This is a genomic window from Sphingobacterium sp. SGR-19 (assembly GCF_011043555.1).
GTDB lineage: Bacteria > Bacteroidota > Bacteroidia > Sphingobacteriales > Sphingobacteriaceae > Sphingobacterium.
This window is the reverse complement of the sequence record NZ_JAAKGS010000003.1, coordinates 320,661-335,610: the sequence shown is the minus strand read 5'-3', so window position 1 is coordinate 335,610 and position 14,950 is coordinate 320,661. Positions and strand designations below refer to the sequence as shown.

Here is a 14,950-nt window from a genome sequence, read left to right as displayed (position 1 = left end):
GTAATCTCACAATAGCGGGTAAAGCTATTTGTCTTTATCAATATTATTTTTATACTCTCTTTGGTTTCATTTATTCTATTTAAACGTACTATTCGCGGTATGGATCGAAGTGATCACTATTATGAGCATGCGTAATGTTGACGTCTTTTTCGTTGTCTATGTCATATTTTCCTTTCTTTTGATGTCCCGGCTATCGCGAAACGTATATGGTTTGTCCGGTTAGCTTTAGGTGTACTAACCCAGACGATTCAATGAGTTCGAGCACGTCAGTCAAGCGTGTATTGCGTGATATCCATCCGCCGACCAGCATTCCATCCGATATAGAGTCGTCATATTCGATATGTATATCATACCATCTTGAAATTTTTCGCATAGCAACTTTGAGGTCAATATTATCAAAATAAAACTCTCCTTCCTTCCAGTCCTTTACCGACTCTATATCTACTTTATGTACATGCATACGCCCATTTTTCGTATATGCTTGTTCTCCAGGTTTAATAATTTTATTTTCACCACCTGAAGTGATCTTCACAGATCCCTCTATCAGCGTGGTGCTTGTCCTGGGCTCATCAGAATAGGCGTTTACATTAAAATGGGTGCCCAGAACTTCGATTTCCTGGTCAGCAACTTGTACAATAAAAGGATGTTCTTTGTCTTTTGCAACTTCAAAATATGCCTCTCCGTGAAGCTGGACTTTCCGAATAAGTTGTTTATCTAGCCCAGAAGAATAGGTTAATCTCGAGGCGGCATTAAGCCAGACTTTTGAACCATCGGGTAAGACGATCGTATAGGTCTCGCCATTGTTGGTCGTAAGGGTATTCGTACCTCCAATATCGGAAACATCTCTTCCAGATTCATAGATCAGTTGGCCATCCGCACTTTTTGTGATAATAACACCAGATTCTATAGCTACATTTCCATTGGAAATATTCGTTAGGTGGATTTTCTGTCCGTTGGACAGCGTAAGTGTTGCACTTTCTTTGCCTGGTTCGGTAGGATTTGAAATGGAAGCGTGCGTATGGTTATTAGGTAAATTATTCGTATTTATATAAAAGTAGAGCCACCCGCCAAGCAAAATGAGCACCGCGGCGGCAACATAGGGCAGTAGACGTCGGATCAGGGTCGCTTTCACTGGTTTTATGCGTTGTTGCAACGCCAGAAGTGCACCCTCCGTTACGTATTCTAACCTATCCTCGGAAACCTCAATAGTAAGTTCATCGGATATTATGGCTTTATACAGTAATTCCTGTGCTTCCTTAGTATACGACTTCTTTCCAAAATACGCCAGCAATTGCGCGTACTCTTCGGGGGTATGATTATCGTGGAAATACCGTTCTAGTAACTCGTTTATATTATTGTCTGTTGCCACATTGAATTATTTAATTATATACCATCGCGATCAGGTTTACAAGAATACGCGCGGGTAAATAATTCGGGTAGCTCCAAATGAAAAAAAATTATAGAAAGTCTTTCAATGCATGGAGCGCAATAATATAGCCGACCCATGGAAATATTTTTCGGTAGTTCTTTTTCAGGAACTTATTGGCTTTTACGACATGGTCTTTGACGGCATTTGTGGATATATGTAATTTCCCAGCAACCTCTTCGTAACTTTTGTTTTCGAACTTACACATCATAAAAACCCTTTTACGCTGCTCGGGCAATTGGTCAATCAATTGGAAAAGTTCTTTGTCAAACTTTTCTTGATATAGCTGCAGGTCATCCTCTTGGGGAGTAAATGTAATAGCTGCATTGGCACGCTGTTCACGTGCCAATTTTCGAAAATGATCAAGTGCCAAGTGAGTAGCAATGCGATATAAATATCCGCCAATATTTTGATCGGGATCTATAGTTTGTCTTTTTTCCCATACTTTAAAAAATAATTCTTGTAATGCATCTGCTACCAGATCGTCTAATTTGAGCACACTAAAAAGTTTCGTCGCTATTCGATCTTTGTACTTGTGGTAAATTTCTTCAAATGCAATTTGATCTCCTGCACGCAATCTCAATAATAGCTCCTTGTCATCGTTTTTAGCGTAGGTATTTGTTTTTTCTTTCTTTGATGTCTTCATAAGACGCTAGTAGGAAATATATATTTTTTGTTCATAACCTGTCAAGCATCGTTTTCCGATGAGGCAGTACTAGAAAGTAAAGGTAGCTATTGTTAACGAAAATAATTGTTTATGAAAAAAGAGGCCTCGGCATTTACGCCGTTTTCTGTATTTGGCGGCCATAGTTCAGGAGAACCTTCGCATTCCGTGTGGAAAATAGTGGACGCGGCAAGAGGTAATGATGCCGATTTTTGACCACTGTTTTTTTGCACAGGTATCTTATGATATTCAATTTGTGTTTCATCATCCGTATAGGAATGTTCCAGATCGGCTACCATCGCTGCGTACTGTGCCTTCCATTCCAGAATCTCCTTCCATTCCGTATTTTCTTGTTGCTTTAGATACCCTTCTTCAAACCCGGTAAATTGCCAGCGAGACTCGTCTCCCTCGATTTGTGGACTGCGGTGTCCATATATTTCAAATAAATCGCGTCTGTTGGGATGAAACTGGATTTTGCTATCGTTTATGGTGTAGCGTCCAAATACGGCTGTAGCATAACCGTAAAGCAAAAATTATCCATCTTCAAAAAGACACACACCGTCATTATGACCATATCTGCCTATATATTGTTTTTCGTTAGTCTGCCCTTGTACAACGCCAATCAGCATGGTGAGGGAGCAGAGTAGAATTAAAGGGGGCTGTATCATATGGGATAGTTTATATATGACAATATACATTTTGTGTTTGAGCCGCTCTATATAGAACCTTGCAATCCAATCTGCTTCCATTTTTTATCAACAATTTGAGCGTATATTTCCTTATATTCATCGTTCAAAAAACTTTGATCAATCCAATCCTGTATTTGCGATACTTGTTTAGAGAAATCTATGTATATATTATTCCGGACCAATTCAGAAATTCCCAAACTTGCAGCAAACTGGTCAAAGTCAGCCCGCTTTACTTTTCTTTTACGACCGCCTAAGGTTAAAGCCACGTCCTCTTTGTCTTTAGGGTAGATTAAATTAACATTTAGAAGATCATATGCTGGTGATAATATAATACCTTTATCGGTATGCATTAATGAAAAGTTTTTTAGGTGCATATCATTATTGCCAGTCAAAAAGCTAAACAATACTAATCTAAAATATTTGATAACGTCTAACCCCGAATTAGTTGCATACTGCTTGATGATTTTCCCCACTCGCTCGTAAGAACTATTGTACTTTTGTTCTGTCAAAAGTTCCGACAGTTGGCACAAATCTTCGACATGAATCTTTTTTTTCTTTTTACGGTCAAACCGTTTGGTGATATATGCGAGCTCTCCAGTGGAGGTTTGTATTAACGCATGTTCAGCTGTTTCTATTTTAAACAGTTTGGCCAAATGCATGGTGAGATCTTCAACTTCTGGCACAAGGAGAAAATCTTTAGATTGAGGTTTTAGAATATAATCTCCCCATAAACCAACTAAAGTCAGCCGTTTATTACCCTTTTCTCCATTTAGACTGAGTGATATTTTTGGTTGCACGCCGGTTAATGCTAGTCGCTCATTAACGGTAATCTGAGCTAGTTTATTCAGTTTTTCTTGATCTAATTCTAAAAGCGGAACTTGGGTTGTTCCAAAGAATTTTTTCGAACAGACAGTATGGTATTCACCAGTTTCAACCGGCTTATAACAAAATAGACAATTATTCATGATCTTCCACCTCCATCGGATAGACAGAAACTGCACCAATAGTGTCTCTACATAGATTCGTTAATAACGCAAAGCGATCTCGAGGATTGAGCTTCCAATACTTTTCTCCTATTTCTAATAACCATCCTTCGGGAATTAAACCATCAAAAAAGGGAAAAAGTACATTGCTGTGGTATGTGTTTTCAGAAATTGGTAACGTCAAGCTGATGGGTTGTGGAGCAGCGGCGCTTATATATGCTTTGTCATAGTGGAATGTATAACCACGATCACCTTCAATTAGGTAGCCTGCTAATTGATCTTGAAAGTATATTTTCGCTTCCCGTGCCATTATCCTCTATTTTTATCAATTACACCAACTTCTTTACCGAACAATGCTAATACATCATTTACTTTATCCAATCGAAGTGTTTTCTTTCCTTGTTCAAGATCACGCACAAAGCGTAAACCGACGCCAGCATTTAATGCTAGATCTTCTTGCGTAAGTTTTAGTTCCTTTCGCTTTTGTTTTACAAATGATCTTAATGAATCCATATCTATACCTTTTCTGATATAAATATAAATAAAATTTTAAAATTATACCACTTTGGGTATAAAATTATATTTTTAACGGATAGTATACCTTTTAGGGATTGTTTATTCAGTGACAAATTCGGTAACTAGTTATCCATAACTAATCTGCAACATGCAACATCCACGATTTGACTACATCAATCATTGATTTATCTCCGCCCAACAATTGGAATACAACCAACTTTAGATTATGCTAAAGAGCAACTAAGTACGACCACGTTGTCTGTAAGTGAAATCGCTTATGGATTGGGCTTTGAACATCCGCAATCTTTCAGTAAGCTGTTTAAAGCAAAAACGGAGCAGACACCGTTGGCGTTTCGCAGGTCGTTTAACTAACGATAAGTTAATATTGGGTGTTGACAAACTTCTTCCATAAAGAGCTGTTATTAAATACGTACAGTCAAAAACACGATATCATGAAACAACACACCTTCTTGATCTTATTTTTCGCGGTTTTCCAGACCGCCTTTTCGCAGCCAGACCGGCCGGTGCTGGATATTATGTTGACGAATTATGAATATCCTTTTGAAATGCACTACCTAGATATGAATAATCAAAATCAGCAGTTGAAAATGGCCTATATGGATGTCGCTGCGAAGAATCCAAACGGTAAGACGGTCGTACTGCTGCACGGCAAGAACTTCAATGGCGCCTATTGGAAAACCACCATAGAGGCACTTGCCAAGGAAGGATACCGCGTCATCGTGCCCGATCAGATAGGTTTTGGCAAATCGTCCAAGCCAGTTGGTTATCAGTTTACCTTTCAGCAGTTGGCGCAGAACACGAAAGCCGTTTTAGAGGAACTGGATATTGATAAGATATACCTGCTCGGTCATTCGATGGGCGGAATGTTGGCCACAAGGTTTGCATTGATGTATCCGGAAAGAGTTGAAAAATTAGTGCTGGAAAATCCGATCGGATTGGAAGATTGGAAAGTGGTAGCGCCTTACACTTCTATAAATAGCAATTACCAAAAGGAACTGAAGGCCGATTATGAGACGACAAAAAAATACCAATTAGGGTCCTACTACGATAATCAGTGGAAGACGGACTACGATGAATGGGTATATCTGCTTACGGGGTGGGCAAAACACCCCGATTACCCGATCGTGGCTATGAACAATGCTCAAACGTCTGACATGATTTTCACACAGCCGGTGGTCTATGAGTTTCAGAATATCAAAGTGCCTACACTATTAATTATCGGAACGCGCGACAGGACGGCTATTGGGAAAGACAATGTAAAAGATCCCGAGGTTGCTGCTAAAATGGGACAATATCAGCTTCTTGGAAAAGAAACGCAAAAGCGGATAGCCGATTCACAATTGGTCGAACTGGATAATGTAGGACACCTCCCGCATATTGAGGCTTTCGACCGCTTTATAACGCCGTTAAAGGAGTTTTTGAAATAAACCGATTGCGGAACCATCGCTGGAATGTTTTATATCGGTCGGCTGGTACTAGCCTTCTTATGCATGTGAAATACTAAGTTGTAGTTTAAGTGTTATACATCTGTATAAGTTGGTTTTGAAGTTCCGTAGGTGTTTCGCCCAGCTTGGAGCGTACAAATTTGTTGAGCGCTGCCGGTGAATTGAATCCTAGTTCAAACGCAATTTCTTTGTGCGAATAGGTGGAAAGTAGCAGAAGCTGCTTGATCTCATTCATAATGCGGGAATGGATCGTCTCTATAGCGGTAAGTCCGGCTAATTTTTTTGTGATCTGATTCAGTTTTTTTGTGGAGATATGCAATTGATCTGCATAATAAGCTACGCTTCGGTCTGTCTTGAAACTGCGTTCGAGAAGCTCTAAAAAGCTTGCGTACACTTTTGCGTTTTCGTTTTTCAACGATTCTCTATCCACATGGGTATGAACAAATTCGACCAATTTTAACAAGAGTATTTTAATAAAAAAACGTGCTTGCTCTTTTTTAACAGAGGTAAGATCATGATACAGCAATTCAATTTGCTGTAGCAACATCCGCGTCTCTTCTGATTCTTTTTCTGGTAAGGCGATATAATTTAGTTTGGTAGAGATATCGTAGTTATAAATACGCAATTCGTTTCGTAGAATATCGGAGCAAAAAAGCACCTCATCAAACAAAATCATCTTGCCAGAAATGTTGCTGCTGACCTGTTCTTTGGAAGATAGCTGCCCGGGAAATATCACGGAGATGCTGTTTCCAGTAATTTCGTAGTTCCGGTCTTCGACCTGCATTTTCATTTGTCCTTTGTCGATAAACATCAGGCAAAAATGGTCTTTGGTATGAGGCTCTCTGTATGGTTCTAAGTTGTCCTGATCTAAATCAAAAATGTGAAAGGGCGTAATAGCCCTTTCAAAATTCGTTTGTATATCTTTTAAATGATGGGTGGTCATATACCTTTTTTAATGAATACCGATAGCGCAAAAACTGTGCTGCAATGTTGGTTAATAAAAAAAATAAATTCACCACATTTAGCTTTCTTGGGCCAAGATCTTACGTAAGATTATGCTCCAATAGCTTCTTTTAAGGCTTTTGCAGCTTCAGCCGGGTCTTCCGCACCATAAATTGCTCCTCCAGCGACCACGACTGTTGCGCCGGCAGCAACAACGTCTTTGATTGTATTTAAATTAACACCGCCTGCTATCGAAAACGGTACCTGTGCTTCTCTACCTTCGTTGATCAAGGTTTCAACAGAGTAACCGGGAAGTGCCTGCTCGTCTAGACCTGCATGTAACTCTACAAATGCGACGCCGAATGCGGTTACTTCTTTTGCCCGTTTTACACGATCTTTAACGCCGATGGTGTCTACGACTATTTGTTTGCCGTGTTTTTTTGCTGCTTCTACAGCACCTTTGATTGTTGCATCATCTACAGCGCCCATAACCGTTACTAGATCTGCACCTGCTTGAAAGGCAATTTCTGCTTCTAATGCGCCCGTGTCTGGTGTCTTCATGTCTGCAAAGACCAATTTATCTGGATGGGCATTTTTCATTGCAGTGACCGCTTTTAGACCCTCTGCCTTGATCAATGGAGTTCCTAATTCAATAATATCTACATACGGAGCTACTTTTGCTGCTAACTCCAATGCTGCTTCTGTTGTAAGTAGATCAATTGCTACTTGTAATTTTGCCATAATATAAAATAATCTAAAAAATGTGTTTACTTATTCGAGATTGGCATGTTTCGGCCATAAATCTTCTTTACTCAATCCTGATTCCTGCCATAAGGTCATAAAGATGGCATCGAAAAGTAGAAGGATGGATTGCTCGAACAGACTGCCTGCGTATTGCTGAGATGCGGATACGCCGAAATCGGTCTTAATGGCTGCCGGAATGAGTACGGATTGATCTGCTAATTGTGCTAGTGTACTTTGGCTATCTGCCGTAAGTACTGCCAGCGTTGCATGCTGGCTTTTCGCTTTTTTTCCTGCGGTAACCAGTGTTGAAGTGGTTCCAGATCCGGAACCTACGATTAATAAGTCTTCTTCTAAAATTGCCGGCGTAACGGTTTCGCCCATTACGTATACCTCATAGCCAAGATGCATGAAACGCATGGCTGCCATTTTTAAAGCCAGGCCTGTTCGTCCTGCTCCCGCAAAAAAGATCCGTTTTGAGTTTTGTATAGATGTTGCTAGTTTCTCTATAGCATCATATGCTAATAAATTCGCAACGTGTCGATTTTCATCGGTAACAATGTTCAAGTTCAGTTCGTACGTTTTCTTCGTCGCCATGCTATGTCCTTTTGTCATCAGCTATTATCTAGCGGGATGATTTTCATATTCGATGCAGCAAAGGTAGGGAGGTACCTAAGCTCCTTCGTTATACAAACAGGACTATATGTTATAGATTTGATCCTTGTTTAGACGACGGACGTGTCTATCGGTACAGTTCTAGGGAATCCTCACACACAGTATGAGAAATAGTAGATTTCGCAAATGGAGAGGGTAACAAATCCCGTCTGGATAAAATAGGATCATGTCGCCATTTTTGGTGTACCGACCAAATATGGCAGTAGCATATTCGTAAAGCAGAAATTGTCCATCTTCAAATAGACACACCCCGTCATAACGACCATATCGGCCTATAAATTGTTTCTCGTTGGTCTGCCCTTGTGCAAAGCCCATGTGTGGGTTAGGTAGCAGAATAAAATTAAAGCGACTTGTTTCATAAATTACTTTCGATTCGCGTGCTATTATTCTCTATTTTTATCAATTACACCAACTTCTTTGCCGAACAATGTTAATAGATCATAAGTAAAAATCATAAAATTATATCCTGTCGGGTATAAAATAATCTGCAACGTGCAACATCCACGAATTGACTACGTCAATCGTTGATCTAGCTACTTCTAATCATGTGAATACAGCCGCCTTTGTTCCATTGTTTAACATGGAACGCTGTTATGGTTGCACACGCAACAGACCACGCAGTAGCACATCCAGAATAAGCTCATAGATTACGCCAAAGAAAAATTGAGTACCTCCAACCTGTCTATAAGTGAGATTGCTTATGGACTGGGTTTTGAGCACCCACAATCATTCAGTAAACTGTTCAAACAAAAACTAACCAGACGCCTTTGGAGTTTAGGCGATTATTCAACTGAACGAAGGGGAGCTCAAGCTTTATCTATCTTTACCGAAAGCATATTCAGTGAGCCGCCGATCAATGCATCGTTGAATAGCGTTGGTACTTCGTCCTTTTCCTGCAGCCCGAGTGTATACAGCAAGGGCACGTAATGTTCTGGTGTAGGAATGGCCAGTTGGAATGCGGTGCCTTGTTTTTCGTAAGCGATCAGATCTTGGTGGTTGCCACTTAAAATAAGCTGTTTGATTTTTTCATTCGCAAGTTCGGCCCATTCGTAGGCAAACCCAACTTCGTTAAGCTTAGACCATGCTACTTTTCTTAAATTGTGTACTGTATTGCCGCTGCCAATGATTAATACCCCTTTTCGCCGAAGCGCCTTAAGCTCTTGTGCTAGCGCATAATGATACGCAGGGCCTTGTGTATAGTCAATGCTCATCTCGACAACTGGTATGTTGGCTTGCGGGTACAAGAATTTTATCACGGTCCAGCATCCATGATCTAAGCCCCAATCGTTTGTTAACTGTACACTGGTCGATCGGACGAGTTCTGCAGCTACTTTGGCTAATTCTGGGCTGCCGGGTGCAGGATATTGCACATCGAACAGCTCCTGGGGGAAGCCTCCAAAGTCGTGGATGGTTCTTGGCTGCGGCATGGCGGTTACGTAAGTGCCCTTGGTTTCCCAATGGGCCGAGATACATAATATCGCGTTGGGCGTAGGAAGTGTTTTGGCGATCTCTTGAAAGCCGCGGGTAAATATATTGTCTTCGATTGCGTTCATTGGATTGCCATGCCCCAAAAACAAGACCGGCATTCTTTCGGTAGTTTCGAAGCTATCGCTAACGTTGCGAAGGGCGGCTAGCTTGGTAGCCGTTGCACTTAGAGGTAATATTGCCATTGTTCTTACGAAATCTTTTCTGTCCATTTTGAGATTATCAACTTCCTTACAAAGATCGTCATTGTGATAAAGAAGGTGGTAATACGTTTCGGAAGAAGTGTTGTGTTTTTGAGAAGTATGGTATGTATTGCGGGTATTATGTGATGAGCTTGCGCATGTCTTTCCTGAACTCAGATGGTGTAATGCCAGACTTCCGTTTGAAGGCATGGGTGAAATATGTCTTTTCGTTATAGCCCAGGGCATAGCCAATCTCTGCGATCGTTAGGTCAGTCGTGATCAGGAGATTTTTGGCCTCCGTAAGTTTTCGGGTTTCAATAATTTCAGAAACGCTTTGATGTAGTACTTTTTGGCAGATATGGTTCAAATTGCGGCTGGACATAAATAGGCGTTCTGCATAGAAATTTACCTCGCGGTTTTCTTTGTAGTACTTATCCAAAAGCTTTAGGAAATTACGAAAGGTATTGCTGCTTATCTGGTTGGCTTCGTCGTTGTTGAGGTCTTGTTTATTACGTTCGGATTGAATCATCGTGAATAACGTATTGAGTAGGTCGCGGATTACGGAAAGGTCAACCACGTCTTGCTGGTATTCGTCGTACATCATTTGACAGATGACATCCAATCGATGAAAGCAAGGGCCGTCGGCCATGCAAAAGCTCGCCCTATCGTGGAAAGCTGCATAGAAACGGAATGCGGTTTCGGCGATGAATTCACTTTTAAAGCGGATTCCCCAGATAGCGCAACGCCCGTCTTTCAGTAGAGGCCGTACGCGATGCGTTTTTCCCTGTGTCACAAAACTGATAAAAGGAGCTTCCATGATTTCGGATTTAAAATCGATAAAGTGCTCGAGCCGTCCCGCTGTACCGATGAGCAATTCCTCGTAGTCATGCTGATGGGGCTCGTTTACCTGCGTGGCGATATATTCGGCATCTCTGCCATCTATCCGGAATATTTTGAAAACATCTTCCATGAACAAATGTTTCGTGTGCTGATGAATGTAAATGTACGGAAAATTTTGCGGGCCTAAATAAAGGTTCTGGTTTTCAAATCATTAAAAAATAAAGGCAATTAAGTTGCTTTTGAAGTTGTTGTGTATTATATTTGCATCTTTGTTGCTTTTGTGGAACTGATAAGGAATTGCAAATTGATGAAGTATAGCATTATCTACTTGTTGAGCGTATTATTAATAACATGTGCCTACGCACAGAAGAAAGAATTTACGCTTTCAGGTGTGATAATGGGTGCTGACGGTAAAGCATTGTCTAATGTATCGATCGTAATCGCTACCATCGGGCATTCCTCAAAATCGGATCATGCAGGAAAGTTTTCGATAGCTGGTTTGCCGCAGGGTAAACATGTCGTCGTGCTCAGTCATGTAGGTTATATCCCGGAAGAGAGAACAATTATGATGGAAAGTACCCCGATAGACTTAGGAGCTATCGTTATGCAAAAGACCAATTACGCGATAAAGCAAGTTGATGTCCTGGGAGAGATTTACGCCACGACGCCTGCCGGTGCGCTGAATAAAGAGCTCGTCGATCAGCAGTATATCCATCGGCATTTGGGTGGAAGCTTAATGCAGACACTTTCACGGCTTCCGGGGATAAGCAATATCGGTATCGGATCTGGACAGTCTAAACCTTTGATCCGAGGTCTCGGTTTCAACCGCGTCGTGGTCGTCGAAAAGGGTGTCAAACATGAAGGACAGCAATGGGGCGCCGATCACGGGCTGGAAATCGACCAATTTGCGACAGGAAATATCGAAGTAATCAAAGGGGCGGCGTCTTTCCTATATGGCTCCGACGCTATCGGCGGTGTCATTGACATAAAGCCAGAGCCGCTGTCCGAAAAGGAATCGCTTACGGGATCGCTAAACTTCATCGGAAAATCGAACAATAGCCTTTACGGAACGTCTGCTAATATACAGGGGCGAACAGAAAGGTGGGTCTACGGAGGACGGGTTAGCTATCAGCGTTACGGTGATTATCGGATTCCGACGGATACGGTACACGTTTACGACTATCCGGTGCTGCTTCATAAGCGAAAGGTTCGGAATACTGCCGGCAAAGAACTAAACTTCCATGTAAATGGCGGATATACTACCGAAAATTTCCAGTCTGTTTTCTATCTCAGCAACAATTCGGCCCAAAGCGGTTTCTTTGCCAATGCCCATGGGCTTGAACCCCGACGAGTCGATACCGAACTGCACGACGCCTCCAGCCGGGATATGCAAATGCCGTATCAACAGGTGAACCACTTTAAGGCGATCAACCGAAGCTCCTTGAAAATAGGTTTCCATCGTATAGAAATGGAAGCTGGATTTCAACATAATTTCCGCCAGGAATACAGTCAGTATGTAAATCACGGCTATATGCCACCTGTATATCCGGACAATATGAAAATGCCTTCAACCCTTGAACGGGAATACGATAAAAAGGTCTACTCTTTGAACCTTCGTGACAGGTTTTCCGTAGGGCAACACACCTTTGTGGCGGGAATCAACGGTGAGTACCAGCATAACCGGATTGGTGGGTGGAGTTTCCTCATTCCCGGATTTAACCAGCGTTCGGCAGGCGCTTTTCTATACGACCGGTACCGGTTAAGTGAAAAAGCTTCGCTGCACGGGGCCTTACGATATGATTATAGCCATATCGAAACGATAGAATATACAGACTGGTTCCCGTCTGTCGTTTCAGAGGTGAATGGCGTTACAGAAACGGCGTACCTCGCGCGGGCCAATGATCTCCAGCGAACGTTCAACAGCTTGGTTTGGTCTTTTGGTGCCACTTACGATGAGGGGGATTTTTCAATGAAGGCCAACGTTGGCAAAAGTTTCCGTGTACCCATAGCCAAAGAACTGGCTGCAAACGGTGTCAACTATCATTATTTCAGCTACGAACTCGGGGATCCGGCTCTACCGCCCGAACAATCGTATCAATTCGATGCGGGACTCAGCTACAGCAAAGGAAAACTCAGCTTAGAACTGAATCCTTTCTATAACTACTTTAGTAACTATATATACTTAAACCCTACGCCCCGTCACGACCATTTTTATGGAGCCGGAAATCAGATTTTCGAATATACGCAAAGTCGGGTATTACGTTATGGTGGAGAGATCAAGATAGGTTACCGGTTCTCGGAAGTTTTGAGTACCGAGCTGCTTGCTGAATATGTAAAAGCTGAACAACTGTCGGGGAGCAAGAAAGGCTATCCTTTACCGTTCTCGCCGCCGGCCTCGTTCCTCGCAAATATGAGTTGGGAACCGAGTACGGGCTTCTTAGAGGATTCGTACTTCGCTGTTGATCTGCGTTTGGTGGCACCGCAAAACGAAATCGTTCCTCCAGAGAAAAAAACACCGGGATATAAGCTTGTCAGCGTACAGGCAGGCCATTCTTTAATGGTCTATGGTAGGCCGATACAGATAAACCTGCAGGTGCAGAATTTATTTAATACCAGATATCTGAACCATACCAGTTTCTATAGACTGATCGAAATGCCCGAAGCAGGAAGGAACATTGTGCTTTCGCTTTCTGTTCCCTTTGACTTCACCAACAAAAGAAAATCATGACAACGACTTTAATATGCGAAATAAGACAATGATGGAAAAAGCAAAAAATAGATATATGAAACGAATTAAAAAACTGACCTTATTTATGCTGTTGGGAGCTTTTTCTTTCTCTAGCTGCGAAAAGGACAACGACGAAACAACTGTCGATAATGATGCACCTGTTATTGACCTTAGTGGTGATGCTTTTCCCGTTCAATGCAGCACGTTGAAGAGAGGCGAGACATTTACCTTTAAAACGAAATTCAGCGACAATGTTGAACTGGGGACCTACAGCATAGATATTCATCATAACTTTGATCACCACAGCCATAGCACTGAGTTTGAAGAATGCGATCTGCAACCTAAAAAAGATCCTGTAAAGCCATTTTTGTTTATCAAGTCGTATGATATACCATCGGGTCAAAAAACGTATGAGGCGGTGCAACAGATCGAAGTGCCTGCCGACATTGATCCCGGGGACTATCATTTTATGGTATCTGTATCTGACCACGTAGGTTGGAATACCATAAAGGGATTGAGTATCAGTATCGTAGAATAATATTATCAACAATTTATTAAAACTAAAATTAAGTTAACATGAAAAAAACAAACATTTATTTATTCTTATTCCTTGTATTAGGATTATTCGGCACGTTAAGCTCTTGTAACAAAGACGATGATGAGATTCCTGTTGGGAAGCCAGTGGTTATCCTTTCGGAAGTCGGACTTGAAAACAGTAAAACTGCCGTTGCGGGTTCGGATTTACATTTGGACGGAGATATCGTTGCAGAGGGTTTGATAGCCAAGATAGAGGTTGAGATCCATCAGGAAGGTGGTGGGGAATACAAGATTGAAAAATCTTGGACCGAAGGCAAGTATATCGGCGTAAGAAATACGACCTTCCATGAGCATTTGGATATTTCTGCGGATGCGCCTGCAGGCGAATATCATTTACATTTTACCGTGACGGATCAACTTGGAAACGCGACAACAGTCGAGTCTGAGTTGACGATCGAAAGTGCAGAGGTACCGGTTGCCTATCAGTTGTTATTCACTGAGGCAGAGGGTTATGCACATGGTGATCATTTCCACGACTTGGCAGACAAAGAGGAAGCCGAAACAATTGCCGTAACTTTTGATGCACAAGGATCAGCTATCACTGGAGGACACCTGCATTTGGATCCTCATGGAATCTACAAAGTTGAACTGAAACAGTTTGATGAAGCCGGAAACGAAGTACAGGAGAAATATATCGAAAGCGAAGCGGTAGCGAAGTACTATAAGGCGTTTTTAATTGGTGGAGATTTCGTACTGAATACAGATACAGAGGATGAGAGCGGCGCGATCTTTCAACCAAGAGAGACTAAATATGGCGACGGAACTAACGTGACCGGAGCAAGTGGTACCGGTACAACCGGAACGCTATTTTACTTTACAATAGGACATGCCAATGAGGGAGCGAAAGATGTTACTTATCTGCTAAGAAAATTTGCTTCGGCAGAAACCAAGGCTACCGTGACACGGGCGCAGTGGAATTTGGCAGACTATGCAACCAGGTTTGCCGGCGAAGATGTGATCAAGCTGTCGTTTGAAATACATGCGGAAGAAGGACACGATCATTGATCGTCTAACAA

15 protein-coding genes and 2 pseudogenes are annotated in these 14,950 nt (G+C 41.8%); 6 read left to right on the top strand and 11 right to left on the bottom strand.

What is annotated here, in order from left to right:
* Positions 1 to 190: 190 nt before the first annotated feature.
* The 6 genes from G5B43_RS09025 to G5B43_RS09000 all read right to left on the bottom strand — a co-directional run bounded on the left by G5B43_RS09025 (position 191) and on the right by G5B43_RS09000 (position 4,275).
* A complete protein-coding gene (locus G5B43_RS09025) occupies positions 191 to 1,369 on the bottom strand; it encodes a FecR family protein (RefSeq protein ID WP_165294405.1) in 1,179 nt (392 codons plus the stop codon).
* An 88-nt stretch (positions 1,370 to 1,457) separates the two neighbouring features.
* Positions 1,458 to 2,072, bottom strand: a complete 615-nt coding sequence (locus tag G5B43_RS09020; RefSeq protein WP_165294404.1) for an RNA polymerase sigma factor — start codon at positions 2,070 to 2,072, stop codon at positions 1,458 to 1,460.
* A 92-nt stretch (positions 2,073 to 2,164) separates the two neighbouring features.
* Positions 2,165 to 2,620 carry a hypothetical protein gene (locus G5B43_RS09015; RefSeq protein ID WP_165294403.1) on the bottom strand — a complete coding sequence of 152 codons (456 nt, stop codon included), beginning with the start codon at positions 2,618 to 2,620 and terminating at the stop codon, positions 2,165 to 2,167.
* Positions 2,621 to 2,805: 185 nt separating this feature from the next.
* Complete coding sequence (locus G5B43_RS09010) at positions 2,806 to 3,744, bottom strand: HipA domain-containing protein (RefSeq protein WP_165294402.1); 939 nt, start codon at positions 3,742 to 3,744, stop codon at positions 2,806 to 2,808.
* On the bottom strand, positions 3,737 to 4,072 hold the full coding sequence (locus G5B43_RS09005) for a HipA N-terminal domain-containing protein (protein WP_165294401.1): 336 nt from the start codon (positions 4,070 to 4,072) through the stop codon (positions 3,737 to 3,739). The genes G5B43_RS09010 and G5B43_RS09005 overlap by 8 nt, the downstream gene beginning before the upstream one ends.
* A complete protein-coding gene (locus G5B43_RS09000; protein WP_165294400.1) occupies positions 4,072 to 4,275 on the bottom strand; it encodes a helix-turn-helix transcriptional regulator in 204 nt (67 codons plus the stop codon). The genes G5B43_RS09005 and G5B43_RS09000 overlap by 1 nt, the downstream gene beginning before the upstream one ends.
* 222 nt (positions 4,276 to 4,497) lie before the next feature.
* Here G5B43_RS09000 and G5B43_RS08995 point away from each other — a divergent pair.
* A pseudogene (locus G5B43_RS08995) lies at positions 4,498 to 4,650 on the top strand (helix-turn-helix domain-containing protein); the annotation flags it as partial.
* An 80-nt stretch (positions 4,651 to 4,730) separates the two neighbouring features.
* On the top strand, positions 4,731 to 5,726 hold the full coding sequence (locus tag G5B43_RS08990) for an alpha/beta fold hydrolase (protein ID WP_165294399.1): 996 nt from the start codon (positions 4,731 to 4,733) through the stop codon (positions 5,724 to 5,726).
* A gap of 85 nt (positions 5,727 to 5,811) precedes the next feature.
* Here the strand turns inward: G5B43_RS08990 and G5B43_RS08985 are convergent, their stop codons facing one another.
* The 3 genes from G5B43_RS08985 to hxlB form a co-directional block, all read right to left on the bottom strand.
* Positions 5,812 to 6,687, bottom strand: a complete 876-nt coding sequence (locus G5B43_RS08985) for an AraC family transcriptional regulator (protein ID WP_165294398.1) — start codon at positions 6,685 to 6,687, stop codon at positions 5,812 to 5,814.
* Between the two features lie 110 nt (positions 6,688 to 6,797).
* The gene (gene hxlA, locus G5B43_RS08980) at positions 6,798 to 7,427 is read right to left on the bottom strand and encodes a 3-hexulose-6-phosphate synthase (protein WP_165294397.1); all 630 of its coding nucleotides are present in this window, start codon (positions 7,425 to 7,427) and stop codon (positions 6,798 to 6,800) included.
* 30 nt (positions 7,428 to 7,457) lie between these two features.
* The gene (hxlB, locus tag G5B43_RS08975; protein WP_206367294.1) at positions 7,458 to 8,024 is read right to left on the bottom strand and encodes a 6-phospho-3-hexuloisomerase; all 567 of its coding nucleotides are present in this window, start codon (positions 8,022 to 8,024) and stop codon (positions 7,458 to 7,460) included.
* Positions 8,025 to 8,726: 702 nt separating this feature from the next.
* Here hxlB and G5B43_RS19695 point away from each other — a divergent pair.
* Positions 8,727 to 8,896, top strand: a pseudogene (locus G5B43_RS19695) (helix-turn-helix domain-containing protein); the annotation flags it as partial.
* Positions 8,897 to 8,908: 12 nt separating this feature from the next.
* Here G5B43_RS19695 and ygiD read toward each other — a convergent pair.
* Complete coding sequence (gene ygiD, locus G5B43_RS08965) at positions 8,909 to 9,772, bottom strand: 4,5-DOPA dioxygenase extradiol (protein ID WP_206367293.1); 864 nt, start codon at positions 9,770 to 9,772, stop codon at positions 8,909 to 8,911.
* A gap of 136 nt (positions 9,773 to 9,908) precedes the next feature.
* Positions 9,909 to 10,739 carry a helix-turn-helix transcriptional regulator gene (locus G5B43_RS08960; protein ID WP_165294394.1) on the bottom strand — a complete coding sequence of 277 codons (831 nt, stop codon included), beginning with the start codon at positions 10,737 to 10,739 and terminating at the stop codon, positions 9,909 to 9,911.
* Between the two features lie 177 nt (positions 10,740 to 10,916).
* Here G5B43_RS08960 and G5B43_RS19515 point away from each other — a divergent pair, with 177 nt between their 5' ends.
* Genes G5B43_RS19515 through G5B43_RS08945 form a run of 3 tightly spaced genes read left to right on the top strand, consistent with a single transcriptional unit; the run spans position 10,917 to position 14,939 of the window.
* A complete protein-coding gene (locus G5B43_RS19515) occupies positions 10,917 to 13,337 on the top strand; it encodes a TonB-dependent receptor (protein ID WP_165294393.1) in 2,421 nt (806 codons plus the stop codon).
* A 55-nt stretch (positions 13,338 to 13,392) separates the two neighbouring features.
* Complete coding sequence (locus G5B43_RS08950) at positions 13,393 to 13,875, top strand: DUF4625 domain-containing protein (protein ID WP_165294392.1); 483 nt, start codon at positions 13,393 to 13,395, stop codon at positions 13,873 to 13,875.
* Positions 13,876 to 13,913: 38 nt separating this feature from the next.
* Positions 13,914 to 14,939 (top strand): DUF4625 domain-containing protein, encoded by a 1,026-nt coding sequence (locus G5B43_RS08945; RefSeq protein WP_165294391.1) that lies wholly within the window; start codon positions 13,914 to 13,916, stop codon positions 14,937 to 14,939.
* Positions 14,940 to 14,950 lie beyond the last annotated feature (11 nt).

Bases quoted from the DNA above. Each gene is read 5' to 3' on its own strand.
- G5B43_RS09020 (WP_165294404.1), bottom strand. From the start codon at position 2,072: ATGAAGACATCAAAGAAAGAAAAAACAAATACCTACGCTAAAAACGAT.
- G5B43_RS09010 (WP_165294402.1), bottom strand. From the start codon at position 3,744: ATGAATAATTGTCTATTTTGTTATAAGCCGGTTGAAACTGGTGAATAC.
- G5B43_RS09005 (WP_165294401.1), bottom strand. From the start codon at position 4,072: ATGGCACGGGAAGCGAAAATATACTTTCAAGATCAATTAGCAGGCTAC.
- G5B43_RS09000 (WP_165294400.1), bottom strand. From the start codon at position 4,275: ATGGATTCATTAAGATCATTTGTAAAACAAAAGCGAAAGGAACTAAAA.
- G5B43_RS08990 (WP_165294399.1), top strand. From the start codon at position 4,731: ATGAAACAACACACCTTCTTGATCTTATTTTTCGCGGTTTTCCAGACC.
- G5B43_RS08985 (WP_165294398.1), bottom strand. From the start codon at position 6,687: ATGACCACCCATCATTTAAAAGATATACAAACGAATTTTGAAAGGGCT.
- hxlA (WP_165294397.1), bottom strand. From the start codon at position 7,427: ATGGCAAAATTACAAGTAGCAATTGATCTACTTACAACAGAAGCAGCA.
- hxlB (WP_206367294.1), bottom strand. From the start codon at position 8,024: ATGGCGACGAAGAAAACGTACGAACTGAACTTGAACATTGTTACCGAT.
- ygiD (WP_206367293.1), bottom strand. From the start codon at position 9,772: ATGGCAATATTACCTCTAAGTGCAACGGCTACCAAGCTAGCCGCCCTT.
- G5B43_RS08960 (WP_165294394.1), bottom strand. From the start codon at position 10,739: ATGGAAGATGTTTTCAAAATATTCCGGATAGATGGCAGAGATGCCGAA.
- G5B43_RS19515 (WP_165294393.1), top strand. From the start codon at position 10,917: ATGAAGTATAGCATTATCTACTTGTTGAGCGTATTATTAATAACATGT.
- G5B43_RS08950 (WP_165294392.1), top strand. From the start codon at position 13,393: ATGAAACGAATTAAAAAACTGACCTTATTTATGCTGTTGGGAGCTTTT.
- G5B43_RS08945 (WP_165294391.1), top strand. From the start codon at position 13,914: ATGAAAAAAACAAACATTTATTTATTCTTATTCCTTGTATTAGGATTA.